Here is a 15,639-nt window from a genome sequence, read left to right on the forward strand (position 1 = left end):
GACACGAATACGCTATTTGGGCTGCCCGGGGGAGATGGGGTGGCCGGACGCTTACAGAACTTCGATCAAATCTAGTCTTTGAAATCGCTCCGACGAAATAAAAATGCCGTTCAGCCTACGCTGAACGGCATTTGTCTGGCGATCAAAAACCGACGATCAGCCCAGCATCAGAACTGATCTTCCGCCAGATCCAGCGCACCAGCAGCGCCGTTGACCACCGTATAGGCCAGGCCCGGAGCCTGCGACAGCACATGGTCGGCGTAGAAGCGCGCCGTGGTGATCTTGGTCTTGTAGAACGACGCATCACCGCTGCCTTCGGCCAGGCGACGGGCGGAAACCAGCGCGGCACGGGCCATCTGCCAGCCACCGGCAACGATGCCGAGGAGCTTCAGGAAGGGCACGGAACCGACGGAGGCCGCCTTGATGTCCTTGCCATAGGTGGCGACGATGTACTCCACCGCCTCCTCAACTGCCGTCACGCCGGCCGACAGGGACTTGCGGATTGCCACGAACTCATCGCCAGCCGCTTCGGCCAGCTGAGCCTCGACCTTGCGCATCTCGGCAACCAGCGCCTTGGCGGTCAGGCCGCCTTCGCGGGCGATCTTGCGGCCGATCAGGTCATTGGCCTGGATGGCGGTGGTGCCTTCGTAGATCGCGGTGATGCGGGCGTCACGGTAGTGCTGAGCGGCGCCAGTTTCCTCGATGAAGCCCATACCACCGTGCACCTGCACACCATCGGAGGTGATGAGGTTGGCGTTTTCGGTGCACCAGCCCTTGACCACCGGGATCATCAGATCAACAAAAGCCTGGCTGCGGGCACGCACGGCTTCGTCGGCATGGTAGTGGGCCATGTCGGTGGCGGCGCCGACCACGTAGGCCAGCGAGCGCATGGCTTCGGTGGTGGACTTCATGTTCATCAGCAGACGACGGACGTCGGCGTGATGCAGGATGCTGACCTTCGGGCCGCCACGAACGCCGGCTTCGGTGCCCTGGACACGATCCTTGGCGTAGGCCAGCGCCTGCTGGTAGGCGCGCTCGGAGAGGGCCAGGCCTTCCATGCCGACTGCAAAGCGGGCTTCGTTCATCATCACGAACATGTACTCGAGACCCCGGTTGGCTTCGCCGACCAGCGTGCCGATGGCGCCGCCGTTATCGCCGAAGGCCAGCACCGCCGTCGGGCTGCCGTGGATGCCGAGCTTGTGTTCGATGGACACGCAATGCACATCGTTGCGCTCGCCCGGGGTGCCGTCGGCGTTGAGCAGGAACTTGGGCACCACGAACAGCGAGATGCCCTTCACGCCCTCCGGCGCATCCGGCAGACGGGCCAACACCAAATGAATGATGTTGTCGGTCATGTCGTGCTCGCCGTAGGTGATGAAGATCTTCTGGCCGAAGATCTTGTAGGTGCCATCACCCTGCGGCACGGCGCGGCTGCGCACGGCAGCGAGGTCGGAACCGGCCTGGGGCTCGGTGAGGTTCATGGTGCCGGTCCATTCGCCGCTCACCATCTTGGGCAGGTAGTCGGCTTTCTGGGCATCGGTGCCGCACAGGGAGATCGCTTCGATCGCGCCGGTGGTCAGCATCGGGCACAGGGAGAAGGCCATGTTGGCCGACTTCCACATTTCCATCACCGCGGTGGAGACCAGCTTCGGCAGGCCCTGGCCGCCGAATTCAGGTTCGCAGGCCAACGCGGTCCAGCCGGCTTCGGCGAACTGCGTGTAGGCGTCCTTCCAGCCGGGCACGGTCGTCACGACACCGTTGTCCCACTTGGCGCCGATGGTGTCACCGGCACGGTTGAGGGGAGCCAGCACGCCGTTGGCGAACTTGCCGGCCTCTTCGAGGATCGCGTCCACCACGTCGGGGGAGGCATCCTCACAGCCAGGCAGGGCGGCGACGGCTTCGAGATCAGCCAGTTCGCGCATCACGAACTGCATGTCACGGATAGGGGCGTTGTAACTGCTCATCGTATTTTTTCTCCACTCTAGTTGTTTTGGATTTACGACCTGGCGGGGCCGGCTTACTGATTCAAATAACTGCGGTCATCAAAACTCGCGACCCATTCCGGGCGGTAAACCACCAGCAATGTGAGCGCCATGCCCGACAGCCAGGCCTCGGCGAAGCCAAGCAGCAAAAAGAAGGGCAGATACTCGGACAACAGCAGATCCGCCGGGTAAGCGCCGGCAGCAAAGAGCATCACCGATGCCACGGCGCCCTGGACGAGAACCACCGCCGCAGCGCCGATGAAGGCATTGATGAAGATATAGACAAAGAAATGCTTGGGCAGCCAGCGCTCCACGAGGCGGAAATAAAACCGCCCCGCCAGCACTGGCACGATACCCATCACCAGCAGGTTGAGCGGATAGGCCGCCCATTCGGCGCTGCCATTGATGGTGATCCCCAGCAGGGCCAGCGCCACCACCACCAGGGCCAGCTGTGGCCCGAAGATCAGCGTGCTGGCCATGGCCCCGAGCAGATGGAGATTGAGCCCGGGCTTGACGCCGGCGTTCATGCTCCACAGCAGGGTAAGAATCACGGCGGCCCCCAGCAGCGCGTTGAGCTGATGCCCATCGAGCAGGCGCCGCCACGGGGCCGTCCGATAAATCCACGCTCCGACCCCCGCCCCGCAGCAGATGGCACCCACGTGCCATGCTGTCGAGAAGAGGTCGGGCGCGAAGTTCATTCAAGCGATCCCGACGGGGGCTCGTCAGACTGCGGAGACCAGCTGCGGAACCGCTTCGAACAAGTCGGCAACCAGACCGTAGTCGGCCACCTGGAAGATCGGCGCTTCCGGATCCTTGTTGATCGCCACGATCACCTTGGAATCCTTCATGCCGGCCAGATGCTGGATGGCACCGGAAATGCCGACCGCCACGTACAGCTGCGGCGCGACGATCTTGCCGGTCTGACCAACCTGGTAGTCGTTCGGGACGTAGCCCGCATCGACGGCCGCACGGCTGGCACCAAGGGCGGCACCCAGCTTGTCCGCGAGGGGCTCGAGCACCTTGTGGTAGTTCTCGCTGCTGCCCATGCCGCGACCGCCGGAGACGATGATCTTGGCAGCGCCAAGCTCAGGACGGGCAGACTTGGTGAGCTCGCGACCGACCAGCTTGCTGAGGCCGGCATCCGCCACCGCGGCAACTTGTTCGACAGCGCCGGAACCACCCTCACCCGCCGCTTCGAAGGCGGTGGTACGCACGGTGATGATCTTGACCGCGTCGGCCGACTTGACCGTGGCCAGCGCGTTGCCGGCGTAGATCGGACGCACGAAGGTGTCGGCGGATTCGATGCCGACGATGTCGGAGATCTGCGCCACATCCAGCAGCGCGGCGACGCGGGGCAGCACGTTCTTGCCGAAGGTGGTGGCCGGGGCCAGCACGTGGCTGATCGCGCCACCGGCCGCATTGACGACGGCGACGATCTGGGCGGCGAGGTTCTCGGCGGACTGGTCGGCGAAGGCGGCCGAATCGGCCACCAGCACCTTGGCGACGCCGGCCACCTTGGCAGCGGCTTCGGCGGCAGCACCGGCGCCGGAACCGGCAACCAGCACAGCCAGATCACCACCCAGCTTGGCAGCGGCGGCAATCGTGTTGAGCGTCGCGGCCTTCAGGGACGCGTTATCGTGTTCGGCAACAACCAGAACCGTCATCACAGCACCTTCGCTTCGTTCTTGAGTTTTTCGACCAGCTGAGCCACGTCAGCCACCATCACGCCAGCGCTGCGCTTGGCCGGCTCGACGACCTTGAGGGTCGTGAGACGCGGCGTCACATCAACGCCCAGATCGGCCGGCTTGACGGTTTCCAGCGGCTTCTTCTTGGCCTTCATGATGTTCGGCAGCGTCGCGTAACGCGGCTCGTTCAGGCGCAGGTCGGTAGTCACCACTGCCGGCAGGGCGATCTCGAGGGTCTCGAGGCCGCCGTCGATTTCACGGGTGACGGTTGCCTTGCCGCTGCTCACCGCCACTTTGGAGGCGAAGGTGGCCTGGGGCCAGCCCATCAGCGCAGAGAGCATCTGACCGGTCTGGTTGGCGTCGTCGTCGATGGCCTGCTTGCCGCAGATCACCACCTGGGGTTGTTCCTTGTCGCACAGGGCCTTGAGCAGCTTGGCCACAGCGAGGGGCTGGAGTTCCACGTCGGTTTCGACGAGGATGCCCCGGTCGGCACCGATGGCCATCGCGGTACGCAGGGTTTCCTGGCAGGCGCCCACGCCGCACGACACCGCGACGACTTCGGTCGCGACACCGGCTTCCTTCAGGCGCACGGCTTCTTCAACAGCGATCTCGTCGAAGGGGTTCATGGACATCTTGACGTTGGCGATATCCACGCCGGAACCGTCGCTCTTCACGCGCACCTTGACGTTGTAGTCGACCACGCGTTTAACGGGAACCAGAATCTTCAATGCTGCGCTCCTTCCATATGAGACGTTCTCCACCATTTTCGGCATGCCAGCGCGCCGGGAGTTCCATCCCGCCACGGGCCGACAGCCTCTTTTTTCGCCTTGCCGACACTGCAGCGCATTTGCGCGCACCGTCACGGCGTCAAGCAGGCTAGCTTCTCACAGCAAGCCTTGCCTTGTCACTTTCCGTACGGTAGCGTATGGAGCAATAAGCGTCAATACTACTGCGTATGGATAAGCCTCCCCGCGCCCAACTCGACCGCGCCACCTGGATTCACGCCGCCCTCGACACCCTTGCCGACGAGGGCGCGGGAAGCATCCGTGTGGAAATCCTGGCCAAACGCCTGCACGTCACCAAGGGCAGTTTCTACTGGCATTTCAAGGATCGGCAGGATCTCCTCGACGCCGTGCTCGAGACCTGGAAGGAAGGCCGCATCCGCGACATCGTCAAGCAGACGCGCCCCGAACCCGGTCGCGAAGAAGCCCAGCTCTACCACGTCATCGACGTTTACAGCGCCAGCCGCAACAACAAGGGCATCCTCATCGAGCTGGCGATGCGCGACTGGGCCCGTCGTGATCCGGCCGCCCAGAAGATCGTCGAGTCAGTGGACACCGCCCGCCTCAACTGCGCCCGGGATCTGTTCATCGCCTGCGGTCTGCCGAAAAACGAAGCCTCGACCCGCAGCGTGTTGCTGTACGCCTACGTGTTCGGGGTGTCGATGATGAATTGCGGCAACTTCGACGGCAATGTCGAGGAGATGAAGACGGAGATCCGCCACATCATCGCCCGCAGCAGGACGCCTGCCCCGCCGGCCTGAGGGTTGCAAGCCCCGGAATCGCCGCCACCGCATTGGCGCCGGTCGCGGCGATCACCTCTTCCACCGACATTCCCCTCAACTCCGCCAGCACCATGGCGAACCTTGCCAGGTTGGCCGGATCGTTGCGCCCGCCTCCACACCACGCTGGCGGGATGTCCGGCGCGTCGGTTTCCAGCACGATGGATTCGAGCGGCAGTGTCGCCGCCAGCTCGCGGATGCGCCTTGACCCGGGGTAAGTCATCGCGCCGCCAAACCCCAGCCGAAAGCCCAGCTTGATGAAGGCGTCGGCCTGCTGACGGCTGCCGTTGAACGCGTGGGCGATGCCGCCCGGCACCGGAATCCGTCGCAGAAACTTGAGGATCTCGTCCTGGGCGCGGCGGATGTGAAGCACCACCGGCAGATCGAAATCCCGGGCGAGCCTAAGCTGCGCCTCGAAATAGCGCATCTGCAGCGGCAGGTCGCCGTCCGGCACGAAACCGTCGAGCCCGATCTCTCCCACCGCCACCGCCGAGCCTTCGGCGAGCCTTTCGCGCAGGCGATCAAGATCGTCCGGCCCGGCCTGGCCGACGTACATCGGGTGGATGCCGAAGGCGTGGCGGCAGTCCGGGTTGGCCCGTGACAGGGCCGCCACGGCATCGAAATCCGTCGCGCCGACCGCCGGCACCAGAAAACCGCCGACGCCCGCGGCACGGGCTGCCGCCAGGATGCCAGGCCGGTCGGCGTCGAACTCGGCGGCATCCAGATGGCAGTGGGTATCGATCAGCACCCGGAAGGCTCCAGCTTACTTGCCGGTCCAGACCGGCTTGCGCTTGGCCATGAAGGCGTCGATGCCTTCGGCGGCGTCCTCGCACATCATGTTGCAGGCCATGACTTCGGCGGCCTGCTGGTAGGCAGCGTCGAGGCCCATCTCGAGCTGCGAGTAGAACATCTGCTTACCCATGGAGATCGCCGCCGGCGACTTGGCGCAGATCGACGCGGCAAGTTTGGCCACTTCGTCGTCCAGCGCATCCAGCGGCACCACACGATTGACCAAGCCGCGCTGCTTGGCCTCGGCCGCGTCGATGAAATCGCCGGTGACAAGCATCTCGAAAGCCTGCTTGCGGCCCATGTTGCGGGACAGCCCGACGCTGGGGGTGGCGCAGAAAAGGCCCACGTTGATGCCCGACACGGCAAAGCGCGCGACATCCGACGCCACCGCCAGGTCGCACATGGACACCAGCTGGCAGCCCGCCGCGGTGGCGATGCCGTGGATGCGCGCGATGACCGGCTGGGGCATGTTCACGATCTGCATCATCACCTTGCCGCACAGGCGGAACAGCGCCTGCTGGAAAGCCTTGGTGTAGTTGCCGCGCATTTCCTTCAGATCATGGCCGGCACAGAAAGCCTTGCCGGCACCTGCCAGCACCACCACGCGCACGGATTTATCGGCGGCCACGGCCTCGAGCTCGGCCAGCAGGGCTTCGAGCATGGGCTGGGACAGCGCGTTGAACTGGCCCGGGCGGTTGAGCGTGATGGTGGCGACGCCATCGGCGTCCTGGCGCAGCAGCATGGGTTCGGTGTTGGGCTGGACGACTGCGTTCATGAGTTCTCCTCCTGGTTATGAAAGCGCCGGCACGTGTCGGCCGGTCGTGGCTGCGTCACGCGCCGCAGCGGGCGCGCACGCGGTGGGCCGGATCGGTGTCGAGGGATTCGAGCCAATCCAGCAGTTCATGGTTAACCCGGGCAACGCCGTCGCGCAGGGCGAGCACGCCGCCAACGGCGTTGGCCGACGGCGCCGGCACGCTGGCGCTGAAGCTGCGCGCTGCGATCGACTGGTCGCTACGGGGCGCCAGCAGTGCGGCGCGCAGTTCGATCACGCCACGGCTCACACCCGCGGATTCGAAGACCTGGGCGAACTCATCCAGATCGACCCGCAGCCTGCAGCCGATCGCGCCCGCAGGCGGCAGGTCGCCCTTCATGCTGCGCTTGAGGGCGAGCTCGAGCAGTTGCCCCGGGTGGGCGGCCCAGCGGTTCTCGACGAACACCTGGCGGCGTGTCGGCTGGGCATACAGGAGCCGGTAATGCATCGCCGTCGAGGCAAGCCACGGCGCTGGGACGACCTCGGTGCTGCGGATCGGAAAAGCCAGCATTCGCGGCGGCGGGCCGTCGAGGGGGCCGAAATCGTGCACCGCATAACCCGGGGCCGCCTTGGGCACACTGTTGCAGGCAGCAAGCAGCAACGCTGCGGCGGCGAGGGACAGGCGGATGAGAGGCAGGAGCTGCATGGGCCGGTTCCGGTTGAATTGGGGGCTCAGTGGCTGCCAGCCGCATTGCCGAACCCGGCCTCGCCCGGCCCGGGAGGCGGACGGCGGCGGCCGAGGAGGAGCAGCTGCGGGGTCTCGTCGATCTCGTCGAGCAGATCGGAGAGCTGCCGCGAGGTGGTGGTGAGTTCCTGCAGCAGCACGTTCAGGCGCGGCAGCGTGCTGGTGGCAAGCCCCTCGCCGGTGGTGCCAACCAGCCCGTCGATACGGTCGCTCACCGTCTGCAGTCGGGCGACCAGATTGCGGCCATCACGGGCCAGCGGCACGGCGTCGGCGCTGAGGCGTTCGAGGTTGTCCAGCGACCGCCCGATGCGGCCGAGGTTTTCCTTGCTGACCACCTGGCGCACGGCGGCGAGGGTCTGCGGGACTTCCTTCAGGGTGCGGTCGAGCCCCTGGCTGGAGGATTCCAGATGGGCCAGGGTGCGCTCGATGCGGGCGAGGTTCTCGGGCGCGGCCAGGGCCGACAGACGCTGGGTGAGCTCGCGGACCTGGCGCAGGGTCTGCAGCGACGCATCGGCCACCTCATCCACCAGCCCAGGGGCAAGCTTGAGGCGCGGCGGCCCACCGCCCTCCCCCAGCAGCGGCACGGGGTCGTCGCCCGCGTCATCCAGCGCGATGAAGGCCAGCCCGGTAACACCCTGATTGGCGAGGCGCGCCCGGGTAGCACGAGTGATCGGCAGATCGGTGCGGATGCGGGCGGTGACCAATACGTTGCGCGGGTCGGCCGGATCGAGGTTGATGGCCGCCACCTTGCCGGCAACGATGCCCCGGTAGCGCACGGTGGCCTGCACATTGAGCCCGTTGACGCTGCCGGAGCTCACCAGCAGCACGTCGCGGGTGGCGTCGCGGCGGTCCGAGAACCACCACAGGGCGCCCACCAGCGCGCAGCTCAGGATGATCGCGAACAGCCCGGCCGCGATGGCGTGGGAACGGCTTTCCATCAGGCTTCGGCCCGTCCGCGGGCGAGCGCGGCCTGGCTGCGCTGACTGTGGAAAAAGCGTTCGATGAATGGATCCTGCACCGTCATGATCTCGTCGAGGGGGCCGTTGGCGAGTATACGCCCATCGGATAGCACGGCCACGCGGGTCGCCAGCGCGGCCAGGGTGTCCAGATCGTGGGTGACGAGCACCACGGTGAGGCCCAGCGCCCGGTGCAGCGCGCGGATCAGACGCACAAAACCGGCGCTGCGGTCCGGGTCGAGGCCGGCGGTCGGCTCGTCGAGGAGCAGCAGTTCCGGCTCCAGCGCCAGCGCCCGGGCCAGGGCGACGCGCTTGACCATTCCGCCGGAAAGCTCGGCCGGCATGCGCAGCGCCACCTCGGGGCCGAGTTCGACCATCGCCAGCTTCAAAAGGACAAGATGGTTGACCAATTCATCATCATCGATACCCGCCTCGCGCAGCGGGAAGGCCACGTTGGCAAACACGTTGAGGGCCGAGAACAGCGCCCCTTGCTGGAACAGCATCCCGAAGCGCCGGCGACGGGCGAGCTGGGCGTCGCGGCTGCCGGCAGACAGCGGTTCGCCGAACAGCCGCACCTCGCCCTCGGCCGGCTGCAGCAGCCCGACCATCTGGCGCAGCAGGGTCGTCTTGCCGCTGCCCGAGCCGCCCACCAGGGCCACCACCTCGCCCGCCGGCACGGCCAGGTCGATGTGACGATGCACCCAGGTGTCGCCGAAGCGGGTGGACAGCCCCTTCAGCTCGACGGGAAACGTGGCCGCGCCGCTCATCGGAACGGCAGCCCGATGTTGCGGGTGGCGACGGCGAAGATCGCATCCACCAGAATCACCACGGTGATCGACGTGACCACCGATGCCGTGGTGTTGGCCGACAGGCTCTCGGTGTTGGGCTTGACCCGCAGCCCGAAATGGCAGGCGACCAGCGCAATGAGCAGGCCGAACACCACGCCCTTACCTAGCCCGATCACCAGATTGGCCATCGGCACCGCCCGGGGCAGCGTGTTGAGGAAGAATTCGTAGCTCATGTCCAGCTGCAGGTTGGCCGACACCATGCCGCCAAAGATCGCCACCGCCGAGCCCCACAGGGTAAGCAGCGGCATCGCCAGCGCGAGCGCCACCACTTTGGGCAGCACCAGCCGCACATAACGCGAGATGCCCATCGTGGTGAGGGCGTCCACTTCTTCGGTGACCCGCATCACGCCCAACTGGGCGGTCATCGCGGAGCCCGAACGCCCCGCCACCAGCACCGACACCAGCACCGGCCCGAGCTCGCGGATGATGCCGAGGCCCAGGATGTTGACGATGAACACGTCCGCGCCAAAAGCCCGCAGTTGTAGCGCCGAGAGGTAGGACATCACCACGCCGATGAGAAAGCCCACCAGGGCCGTCACCGGCATGGCCTTGACGCCCACCTTGTAGAAGTTGGCCGACATCTCCCGCAGCGGCCAATGCCCGTGGCAACGCAGCAGGTAGAACAGGTCGAGGCACAGCTGGCCGACCAGCGCCACGAAGTTGAGCAGATGGTGGCCGAAGCCGATGAGCATCCGGCCCAGGTGGGCGGTGGCGTCGAGAAAACGGTAAGGCGGCTCGACCGGCACGCTGACCTCGCCCAGCGCGTCGATGCGCCCGAAGATGCCTTCGAGCTCGGCTGGCAACACCAGCTGCGCAGGACGCCGACGCCCCCAACGCCGCCACAGGAGCAGTGCGCCAAAGCTGTCGAGGCGGGTCACGCCGGTGAGATCCCAACCGGCGGAATCGGGGGTTTCGTCAAGCTGCCTGCGGAAATCCGCCAGCAGCGGCGAGAGCAGGCGCAAGGTCCAGTCGCCCGACAGCGCGACCGCCGCGCCATCGCTGCGGATCGCCGGTTGCGGTCGGGCGTCGGGGGCCATCGGCCGGGCGGTCAGGCGCCCGCCAGGTTGCGGGCCGGGGCACGCTCCACGCGCACCTTGAGGGGCAAGCCGATGGCCTGCCACTGGCGTTCTTCCTCGTCGAGCACGGCGGCGGTGAGCGGCAGGTTGCGCAGCCATTCGCTGTCGGCGATCAGCACGTAGCCACGGCCGTCGCGCTTCAGCCGCAGAGGCGGCACGCCACGCCCGTCGCGGGCCCGATGCACCACCGCCGACAGGCGCAGGCACAGGATCAGCCGCCATTCCGGGCTCTCGGGGCCAAGCGAACTGACCCGCGACAGCTTGCCCCGGTGGGCAAGCACCATGCGCGCCAGCCGGCCCTGATCCATCCGCGAGAATCCCGGCATGTCGGCGTTGCCGAGGATGTAGGCGCTGTGCTTGTGGTAGCTGGAATGGGCCACCGAGACGCCGACCTCGTGGAGCATCGCGGCCCATTCGAGGAAGCGCCGATCCACGTTTTCTTCATCCGCCGCGCCGGGTTCGAGCTGCAGCAGGAAGGCCCGGGCGGTTTCGGTGACCTGCCGCGCGTGGGGCAGATCGACGCCGTAACGCTCGACGAAGGCCGACACGGTGGCGTCGCGCAGATCATGGTGGTGGTAGCGGCCGAGCAGATCGTAAAGCACGCCCAGGCGCAGCGCGCCTTCCGAGAAGGCCATGCGCTCGAGGCCGAACTCCTGGAACACCGCCCACATGATCGCAAACCCGCCGGTGAGCACCGGCAGGCGATCGGGGCGCAGGCCCTCCAGTTGCAGGTTGTCGATGCTGCCGGCCTTCAGCATCGCCGTGCGCAGGCGTTCGAGCCCGGCGCGGGTGATGCCACCATCCGAAAAGCCGTTGAGTTCGAGGATATCCACCAGCGCCTTGGCCGAACCGCTCGACCCCACCGCCTCCTCCCAGCCCACTTCGCGGTAGGCGTGGGAGATGGTCTGGATTTCCTTTTGCGCGGTGAGTTCGGCATCGCGCAGACCGCGCTTGTCGATGCGGCCATCCGGGAAGAAGCGCAGCGAGTAGCTCACGCAGCCCATGTAAAGGGATTCCAGCGCGATGGGCTCGAAGCTCTTGCCGATCACGAACTCGGTCGAGCCGCCGCCGATGTCCACCACCAGCTGCTGCTTGTGGGGATTCGGCAGGGTGTGGGCGACGCCGACGTAGATCAGCCGCGCCTCTTCACGGCCGGCGATGACTTCGATGGGAAAACCCAGCGCAGCCTCGGCCTGGACGAGGAAGTGCGACGCGTTCTTGGCGACGCGCAGGGTGTTGGTGCCCACGGCACGGACGGCCTCGGGCGGGTAATCGCGGATGCGCTCGTTGAAACAGCGCAGCGCGCTGATGCCACGAAACTGCGCGGCGGCATCGAGCATGCGGTCGGGCGAGAGGCCGGCGGCGAGGCGCACCGACTCCTTGATGCCATCGAGGGGATAGATCTGGTCATTCACGATCCGCCCGATCTGCAGGCGGAAGCTGTTGGAACCCAGATCGATGGCGGCGATCAATTCACGATTCATGAAGCAGGCACGAGCTGCGCCCCGTGGCGCGGAAGCCGGGGATTCTAGCACCCGCGCGCTGCGCTTCCGCGCGCCGTCGACACAATGTCGGGCATTGCGAAGCTTCATGATGCGGTAACAAAATCGTCACATACTTGGCATTCAATCGGACGATTCGACAGGAGAGCCCATGCGTCTAAACGCCCCCGACCGCCATTTCCGCCACGACCACTTCACCAACCGCGAGTTGTCCCTGCTCCAGTTCCAGCGTCGCGTCCTCGCCCAGGCGGCCGATCCGTCGGTGCCGCTGCTGGAGCGGCTGCGCTTCCTGTGCATCGTGTCGAGCAACCTGGACGAATTCTTCGAGGTGCGTGTCGCCGGTGTGAAGGAACAACTGCGGCTGGGCAGCGTGGCGCTCACCACCGACGGGCTCACCCCCGCCGTCCTCCACGCGCGCATCAGCCAGGAAGTCCATGGCCTCATCAGCGAGCAATACACCCTGCTCAACGACGTGATCCTGCCGGCGCTGGCCGCCGAAGGCATCGTCTTCCTGCGCCGCAGCGTATGGACCGACGCCCAGCACCTGTGGGCCCGCGAATACTTCATGCGCGAGGTGATGCCCATCCTCACGCCCATCGGGCTCGATCCGGCTCATCCCTTCCCGCGGGTGCTCAACAAGAGCCTCAACTTCGCGGTCGAACTCGAAGGCCGCGACGCCTTCGGGCGCAACTCGGGTGCCGCCATCGTCCAGGCGCCCCGCGCCCTGCCCCGGGTCATCCACCTGCCCAAGGAGCTGACCGGCGTCGATTACGGCTTCGTCTTCCTGTCGTCGCTGCTCCACGCTCATGTGGGCGAGCTGTTCGAGGGGATGAACGTGCTCGGCTGCTACCAGTTCCGGGTCACCCGCAACTCCGACATGTTCGTCGACGAAGAGGAAGTGAAGGATCTGCGCGCCACCCTCAAGGGCGAACTCCAGCAGCGCCACTTTGGCGACGCAGTGCGGCTCGAACTGGCCGACAACTGCTCCGAGGCCATGGCCACCTTCCTGATGAAGCAGTTCGGGCTCGACCCCTCCGACGTGTATCGGGTGCCCGGCATGGTCAATCCGGTACGCCTCAATCAAGTGCCCGACTGGGTGGACCGGCCCGATCTCAAGTACCGCCCCTTCCTGCCGGCCCGGCCGCGGGGGCTGGACAAGCGCGAGAACATCTTCGCCGCCATCCGCCGCCACGACATCCTGCTGCACCACCCCTTCCAGAGCTTCGAGCCGGTGATCGAGATGCTGAAGGCCGTCGCCGACGATCCGGCGGTGGTGTCGGTGAAGATGACCGTCTATCGCACCGGCACCGATTCGGTGCTGATGGAACACCTCATCCGCGCCGCCCAGAAGGGCAAGGAAGTCACCGTGGTGCTCGAGCTGATGGCGCGCTTCGACGAGGAAGCCAACATCAGCTGGGCCGCCCGCCTCGAGGAAGTCGGCGCCCACGTGGTGTATGGCGTGTTCGGCTACAAGACCCACGCCAAGCTGCTGCTGGTGGTCCGCCGCGAGAACGGCAACCTGCGCCGCTACGCCCACCTGGGCACCGGCAACTATCACCCGCGCACCACGCGCTTCTACACCGACTTCGGCCTCCTCACCGCCAACGACGAGATCGGCGCCGACGTGGCCGAGGTCTTCAAGCAGCTCACCGGGCTGGGCCAGGCGGGCAAGCTGCGTCACCTGTGGCAGGCACCCTTCACCCTGCAGCCCAATGTGGTCGCGGCGATCCGCGAGGAAGCCGAGATCGCCCGCGCCGGCCGCAAGGGGCGGATCATCGTCAAGGTCAACGCCCTGCTCGAACCCGAAACCATCGAAGCCCTGTACGAAGCCTCCCAGGCCGGCGTCGAGGTCAGCGTGATCGCCCGCAGCGTGTGCGCCCTCAAGCCCGGCGTGCCGGGGCTGTCCGAGAACATCAAGGTGCGCTCGGTGGTCGGCCGCTTCCTGGAGCACCACCGCATCTTCTACTTCCTCGCCGACGGCGCCGAGAAGCTCTACCTGTCCAGCGCCGACTGGATGGAGCGCAACTTCTTCAAGCGCATCGAGGTCGCCTTCCCGATCCTCGACCCGAAAGTGAAACGGCGTGTAATGAAGGAAGGCCTGCGTCCCTACCTGGGCGACAACTGCCAGGCGTGGGAACTCGACGGTGACAACCACTATCGCCGCAAGAATCCCCGCACCACCCGCCGCGCGGCACAGGAAATCCTGCTCAAGGAGCTCACCGGGGTGACGCCCGCCTGAACATCGACCATCGCCCGCACGGCTACCGTTTCGCCCCGCCCGGCGCACGGGAGGGAAGCCGGACGGCGATGGTGATGTAGAATTCCGGCTCGATTCGTTCATCGATGGCCAAACCCATGTCTGTGTCCCGCCTCCGCATCGCCCCTGCCACCCTGATCGCCGGCGCCCTCGCCGCCCTCATGCTGTCCGCCTGCGGTGGCGGTGGTGGCGACAGCAGCAGCTCCACCCCGGCACCATCCAATTTCGCCGTCGTGGCGGGCGATGGTCAGGCGACCGTCACCTGGGACGACAACACGGCCTACCAATACTGGCTCTACTACGCCCCGAGCGTCAGCTTCTCGACCGTCGAGCAGTGGAGCAAGCTCACCAGCGCACAGTCCAAGGTCGGCTACAACAACGACAAGGGCATCCGCCCGCCCATGGTCGTCACCAGCCTGACCAACGGCACCACCTATTACTTCGCGATGAACGGCCGCGACAACGGTAGCAAGGGCGGCCCGCTCACTGCCACGCTGTCGGCCGTCCCCCGCGCCTCCGGCGATGCCTGGCTGGCCGGCGGCACCTTCAGCGGTAGCCCGACCATGCGCAGCGTGGCCCTCGGCACCGACAGCAGCGACTCCACCTCCAATTACGTCGCCGTTGGCGACGGCGGCGCGGTGTATTCCGCCCCGGCCTACACCAGCACCAGCGCCCTCGTCTGGACTGCCAAGACCACCCTCGGCGGCCAGCTCAATGGCGTGGTCTACACCCTGAGCAAGTTCGTCTCCGTCGGCTCCGGCGGCAAGACCTGGTACTCGACCACGCCGGGCACCTGGACCGCCGGCACCATCAGCGACGCGGGCACCGCCAACCTCAACGCGCTCGCCAGCAACGGCGCCACCGTGGTGGCCGTGGGCGACAACGGCCGCATCGTCTACTCCACCGACGGCCAGAGCTGGACCCCCGCCGCCTCGGTGCCGGCCAGCACCCCCAACCTCTACGGCGTCACCTACTCCGTCAAGGGCCAGTGGATCGCCGTCGGCGCCAACTGCACCATGCTCACCAGCACCGACGGCAGCACCTGGACGACCCAGGCCGTCACCCTCAGCGGTGCTGGCTGCACCGCTCTGCGCAGCGTCGATACCGTCGCCGTCACCACCGACAACGTCACCACCTATTACTTCGCCGCGGTAGGCACCGGCGCTACTGGTGGCGCCATCATCACCAGCAGCGACGGCAGCACCTTCACCCAACAGGCCGACGTGGGCAGCGCACCCCTCTACGCCGTGGCCGCCTCTTCCGACGGCCGCTTCGCCGCGGTGGGCGCCAGCAACGCGATCTACATCGCCACCGCCCTCAACACCTGGGTTGCCCCCACCACCAAGCCGACGCCGGGCGCCACGATGTACGGCATCACCCGTGCCAACGCCACTTACACCGCCGTCGGCGCGAGCGGCACCAGCATCTACTCGTACTGAGCACTACCGACGCAACACCGATTCATCACCGGTAAAAAAGTGGAGCGG

General features: G+C 66.4%; 14 protein-coding genes. 3 read left to right on the forward strand and 11 right to left on the reverse strand.

Annotated features, from left to right (window positions below; translation table 11 throughout):
* Positions 1–167: 167 nt before the first annotated feature.
* Genes Q0672_RS04475 through Q0672_RS04490 form a run of 4 tightly spaced genes read right to left on the reverse strand, consistent with a single transcriptional unit; the run spans position 168 to position 4,395 of the window.
* Entirely contained in the window at positions 168–1,964 is a 1,797-nt protein-coding gene (locus tag Q0672_RS04475; protein WP_298620194.1) for an acyl-CoA dehydrogenase, read from the reverse strand.
* A 53-nt stretch (positions 1,965–2,017) separates the two neighbouring features.
* The gene (locus tag Q0672_RS04480; protein ID WP_298620197.1) at positions 2,018–2,680 is read right to left on the reverse strand and encodes an energy-coupling factor ABC transporter permease; all 663 of its coding nucleotides are present in this window, start codon (positions 2,678–2,680) and stop codon (positions 2,018–2,020) included.
* 24 nt (positions 2,681–2,704) lie between these two features.
* Entirely contained in the window at positions 2,705–3,646 is a 942-nt protein-coding gene (locus Q0672_RS04485) for an FAD-binding protein (protein WP_298620199.1), read from the reverse strand.
* Complete coding sequence (locus Q0672_RS04490) at positions 3,646–4,395, reverse strand: electron transfer flavoprotein subunit beta/FixA family protein (protein ID WP_153159496.1); 750 nt, start codon at positions 4,393–4,395, stop codon at positions 3,646–3,648. Before Q0672_RS04490 ends, Q0672_RS04485 begins: the two co-directional genes overlap by 1 nt.
* A 227-nt stretch (positions 4,396–4,622) precedes the next feature.
* Between Q0672_RS04490 and Q0672_RS04495 the strand changes: the two genes are divergently transcribed.
* Positions 4,623–5,210 (forward strand): TetR/AcrR family transcriptional regulator, encoded by a 588-nt coding sequence (locus Q0672_RS04495; RefSeq protein WP_298620203.1) that lies wholly within the window; start codon positions 4,623–4,625, stop codon positions 5,208–5,210.
* Here the strand turns inward: Q0672_RS04495 and Q0672_RS04500 are convergent.
* Genes Q0672_RS04500 through ppx form a run of 7 tightly spaced genes read right to left on the reverse strand, consistent with a single transcriptional unit; the run spans position 5,173 to position 11,877 of the window.
* Positions 5,173–5,976, reverse strand: coding sequence for a TatD family hydrolase (locus tag Q0672_RS04500; RefSeq protein ID WP_298620206.1), 804 nt, complete (start codon positions 5,974–5,976; stop codon positions 5,173–5,175). The genes Q0672_RS04495 and Q0672_RS04500 overlap by 38 nt on opposite strands.
* A 15-nt stretch (positions 5,977–5,991) precedes the next feature.
* Positions 5,992–6,792: an enoyl-CoA hydratase gene (locus Q0672_RS04505; protein ID WP_298620209.1), complete on the reverse strand. Its 801-nt coding sequence runs from the start codon at positions 6,790–6,792 to the stop codon at positions 5,992–5,994.
* Positions 6,793–6,847: 55 nt separating this feature from the next.
* Positions 6,848–7,474: an ABC-type transport auxiliary lipoprotein family protein gene (locus Q0672_RS04510; protein ID WP_298620211.1), complete on the reverse strand. Its 627-nt coding sequence runs from the start codon at positions 7,472–7,474 to the stop codon at positions 6,848–6,850.
* Between the two features lie 26 nt (positions 7,475–7,500).
* Positions 7,501–8,451, reverse strand: a complete 951-nt coding sequence (locus Q0672_RS04515) for an MlaD family protein (protein WP_298620214.1) — start codon at positions 8,449–8,451, stop codon at positions 7,501–7,503.
* Positions 8,451–9,236, reverse strand: a complete 786-nt coding sequence (locus tag Q0672_RS04520; RefSeq protein WP_298620216.1) for an ABC transporter ATP-binding protein — start codon at positions 9,234–9,236, stop codon at positions 8,451–8,453. The genes Q0672_RS04515 and Q0672_RS04520 overlap by 1 nt, the downstream gene beginning before the upstream one ends.
* Complete coding sequence (locus tag Q0672_RS04525; RefSeq protein ID WP_298620219.1) at positions 9,233–10,354, reverse strand: ABC transporter permease; 1,122 nt, start codon at positions 10,352–10,354, stop codon at positions 9,233–9,235. Before Q0672_RS04525 ends, Q0672_RS04520 begins: the two co-directional genes overlap by 4 nt.
* A gap of 11 nt (positions 10,355–10,365) precedes the next feature.
* On the reverse strand, positions 10,366–11,877 hold the full coding sequence (ppx, locus tag Q0672_RS04530) for an exopolyphosphatase (RefSeq protein WP_298620222.1): 1,512 nt from the start codon (positions 11,875–11,877) through the stop codon (positions 10,366–10,368).
* Between the two features lie 169 nt (positions 11,878–12,046).
* Between ppx and ppk1 the strand changes: the two genes are divergently transcribed.
* On the forward strand, positions 12,047–14,134 hold the full coding sequence (gene ppk1, locus Q0672_RS04535; RefSeq protein WP_298620224.1) for a polyphosphate kinase 1: 2,088 nt from the start codon (positions 12,047–12,049) through the stop codon (positions 14,132–14,134).
* A gap of 116 nt (positions 14,135–14,250) precedes the next feature.
* Positions 14,251–15,591 carry a hypothetical protein gene (locus Q0672_RS04540; protein WP_298620226.1) on the forward strand — a complete coding sequence of 447 codons (1,341 nt, stop codon included), beginning with the start codon at positions 14,251–14,253 and terminating at the stop codon, positions 15,589–15,591.
* Positions 15,592–15,639: the final 48 nt, after the last annotated feature.

It is taken from the genome of uncultured Zoogloea sp., from assembly GCF_937894855.1.
GTDB classification, from domain to species: Bacteria; Pseudomonadota; Gammaproteobacteria; order Burkholderiales; family Rhodocyclaceae; genus Zoogloea; species Zoogloea oryzae.

What these genes read in the sequence shown, in the direction of transcription:
- Q0672_RS04475 (WP_298620194.1), bottom strand. Translation starts at nt 1,964, where the DNA reads ATGAGCAGTTACAACGCCCCTATCCGTGACATGCAGTTCGTGATGCGC.
- Q0672_RS04480 (WP_298620197.1), bottom strand. Translation starts at nt 2,680, where the DNA reads ATGAACTTCGCGCCCGACCTCTTCTCGACAGCATGGCACGTGGGTGCC.
- Q0672_RS04485 (WP_298620199.1), bottom strand. Translation starts at nt 3,646, where the DNA reads ATGACGGTTCTGGTTGTTGCCGAACACGATAACGCGTCCCTGAAGGCC.
- Q0672_RS04495 (WP_298620203.1), top strand. Translation starts at nt 4,623, where the DNA reads ATGGATAAGCCTCCCCGCGCCCAACTCGACCGCGCCACCTGGATTCAC.
- Q0672_RS04505 (WP_298620209.1), bottom strand. Translation starts at nt 6,792, where the DNA reads ATGAACGCAGTCGTCCAGCCCAACACCGAACCCATGCTGCTGCGCCAG.
- Q0672_RS04510 (WP_298620211.1), bottom strand. Translation starts at nt 7,474, where the DNA reads ATGCAGCTCCTGCCTCTCATCCGCCTGTCCCTCGCCGCCGCAGCGTTG.
- Q0672_RS04515 (WP_298620214.1), bottom strand. Translation starts at nt 8,451, where the DNA reads ATGGAAAGCCGTTCCCACGCCATCGCGGCCGGGCTGTTCGCGATCATC.
- Q0672_RS04520 (WP_298620216.1), bottom strand. Translation starts at nt 9,236, where the DNA reads ATGAGCGGCGCGGCCACGTTTCCCGTCGAGCTGAAGGGGCTGTCCACC.
- Q0672_RS04525 (WP_298620219.1), bottom strand. Translation starts at nt 10,354, where the DNA reads ATGGCCCCCGACGCCCGACCGCAACCGGCGATCCGCAGCGATGGCGCG.
- ppx (WP_298620222.1), bottom strand. Translation starts at nt 11,877, where the DNA reads ATGAATCGTGAATTGATCGCCGCCATCGATCTGGGTTCCAACAGCTTC.
- ppk1 (WP_298620224.1), top strand. Translation starts at nt 12,047, where the DNA reads ATGCGTCTAAACGCCCCCGACCGCCATTTCCGCCACGACCACTTCACC.
- Q0672_RS04540 (WP_298620226.1), top strand. Translation starts at nt 14,251, where the DNA reads ATGTCTGTGTCCCGCCTCCGCATCGCCCCTGCCACCCTGATCGCCGGC.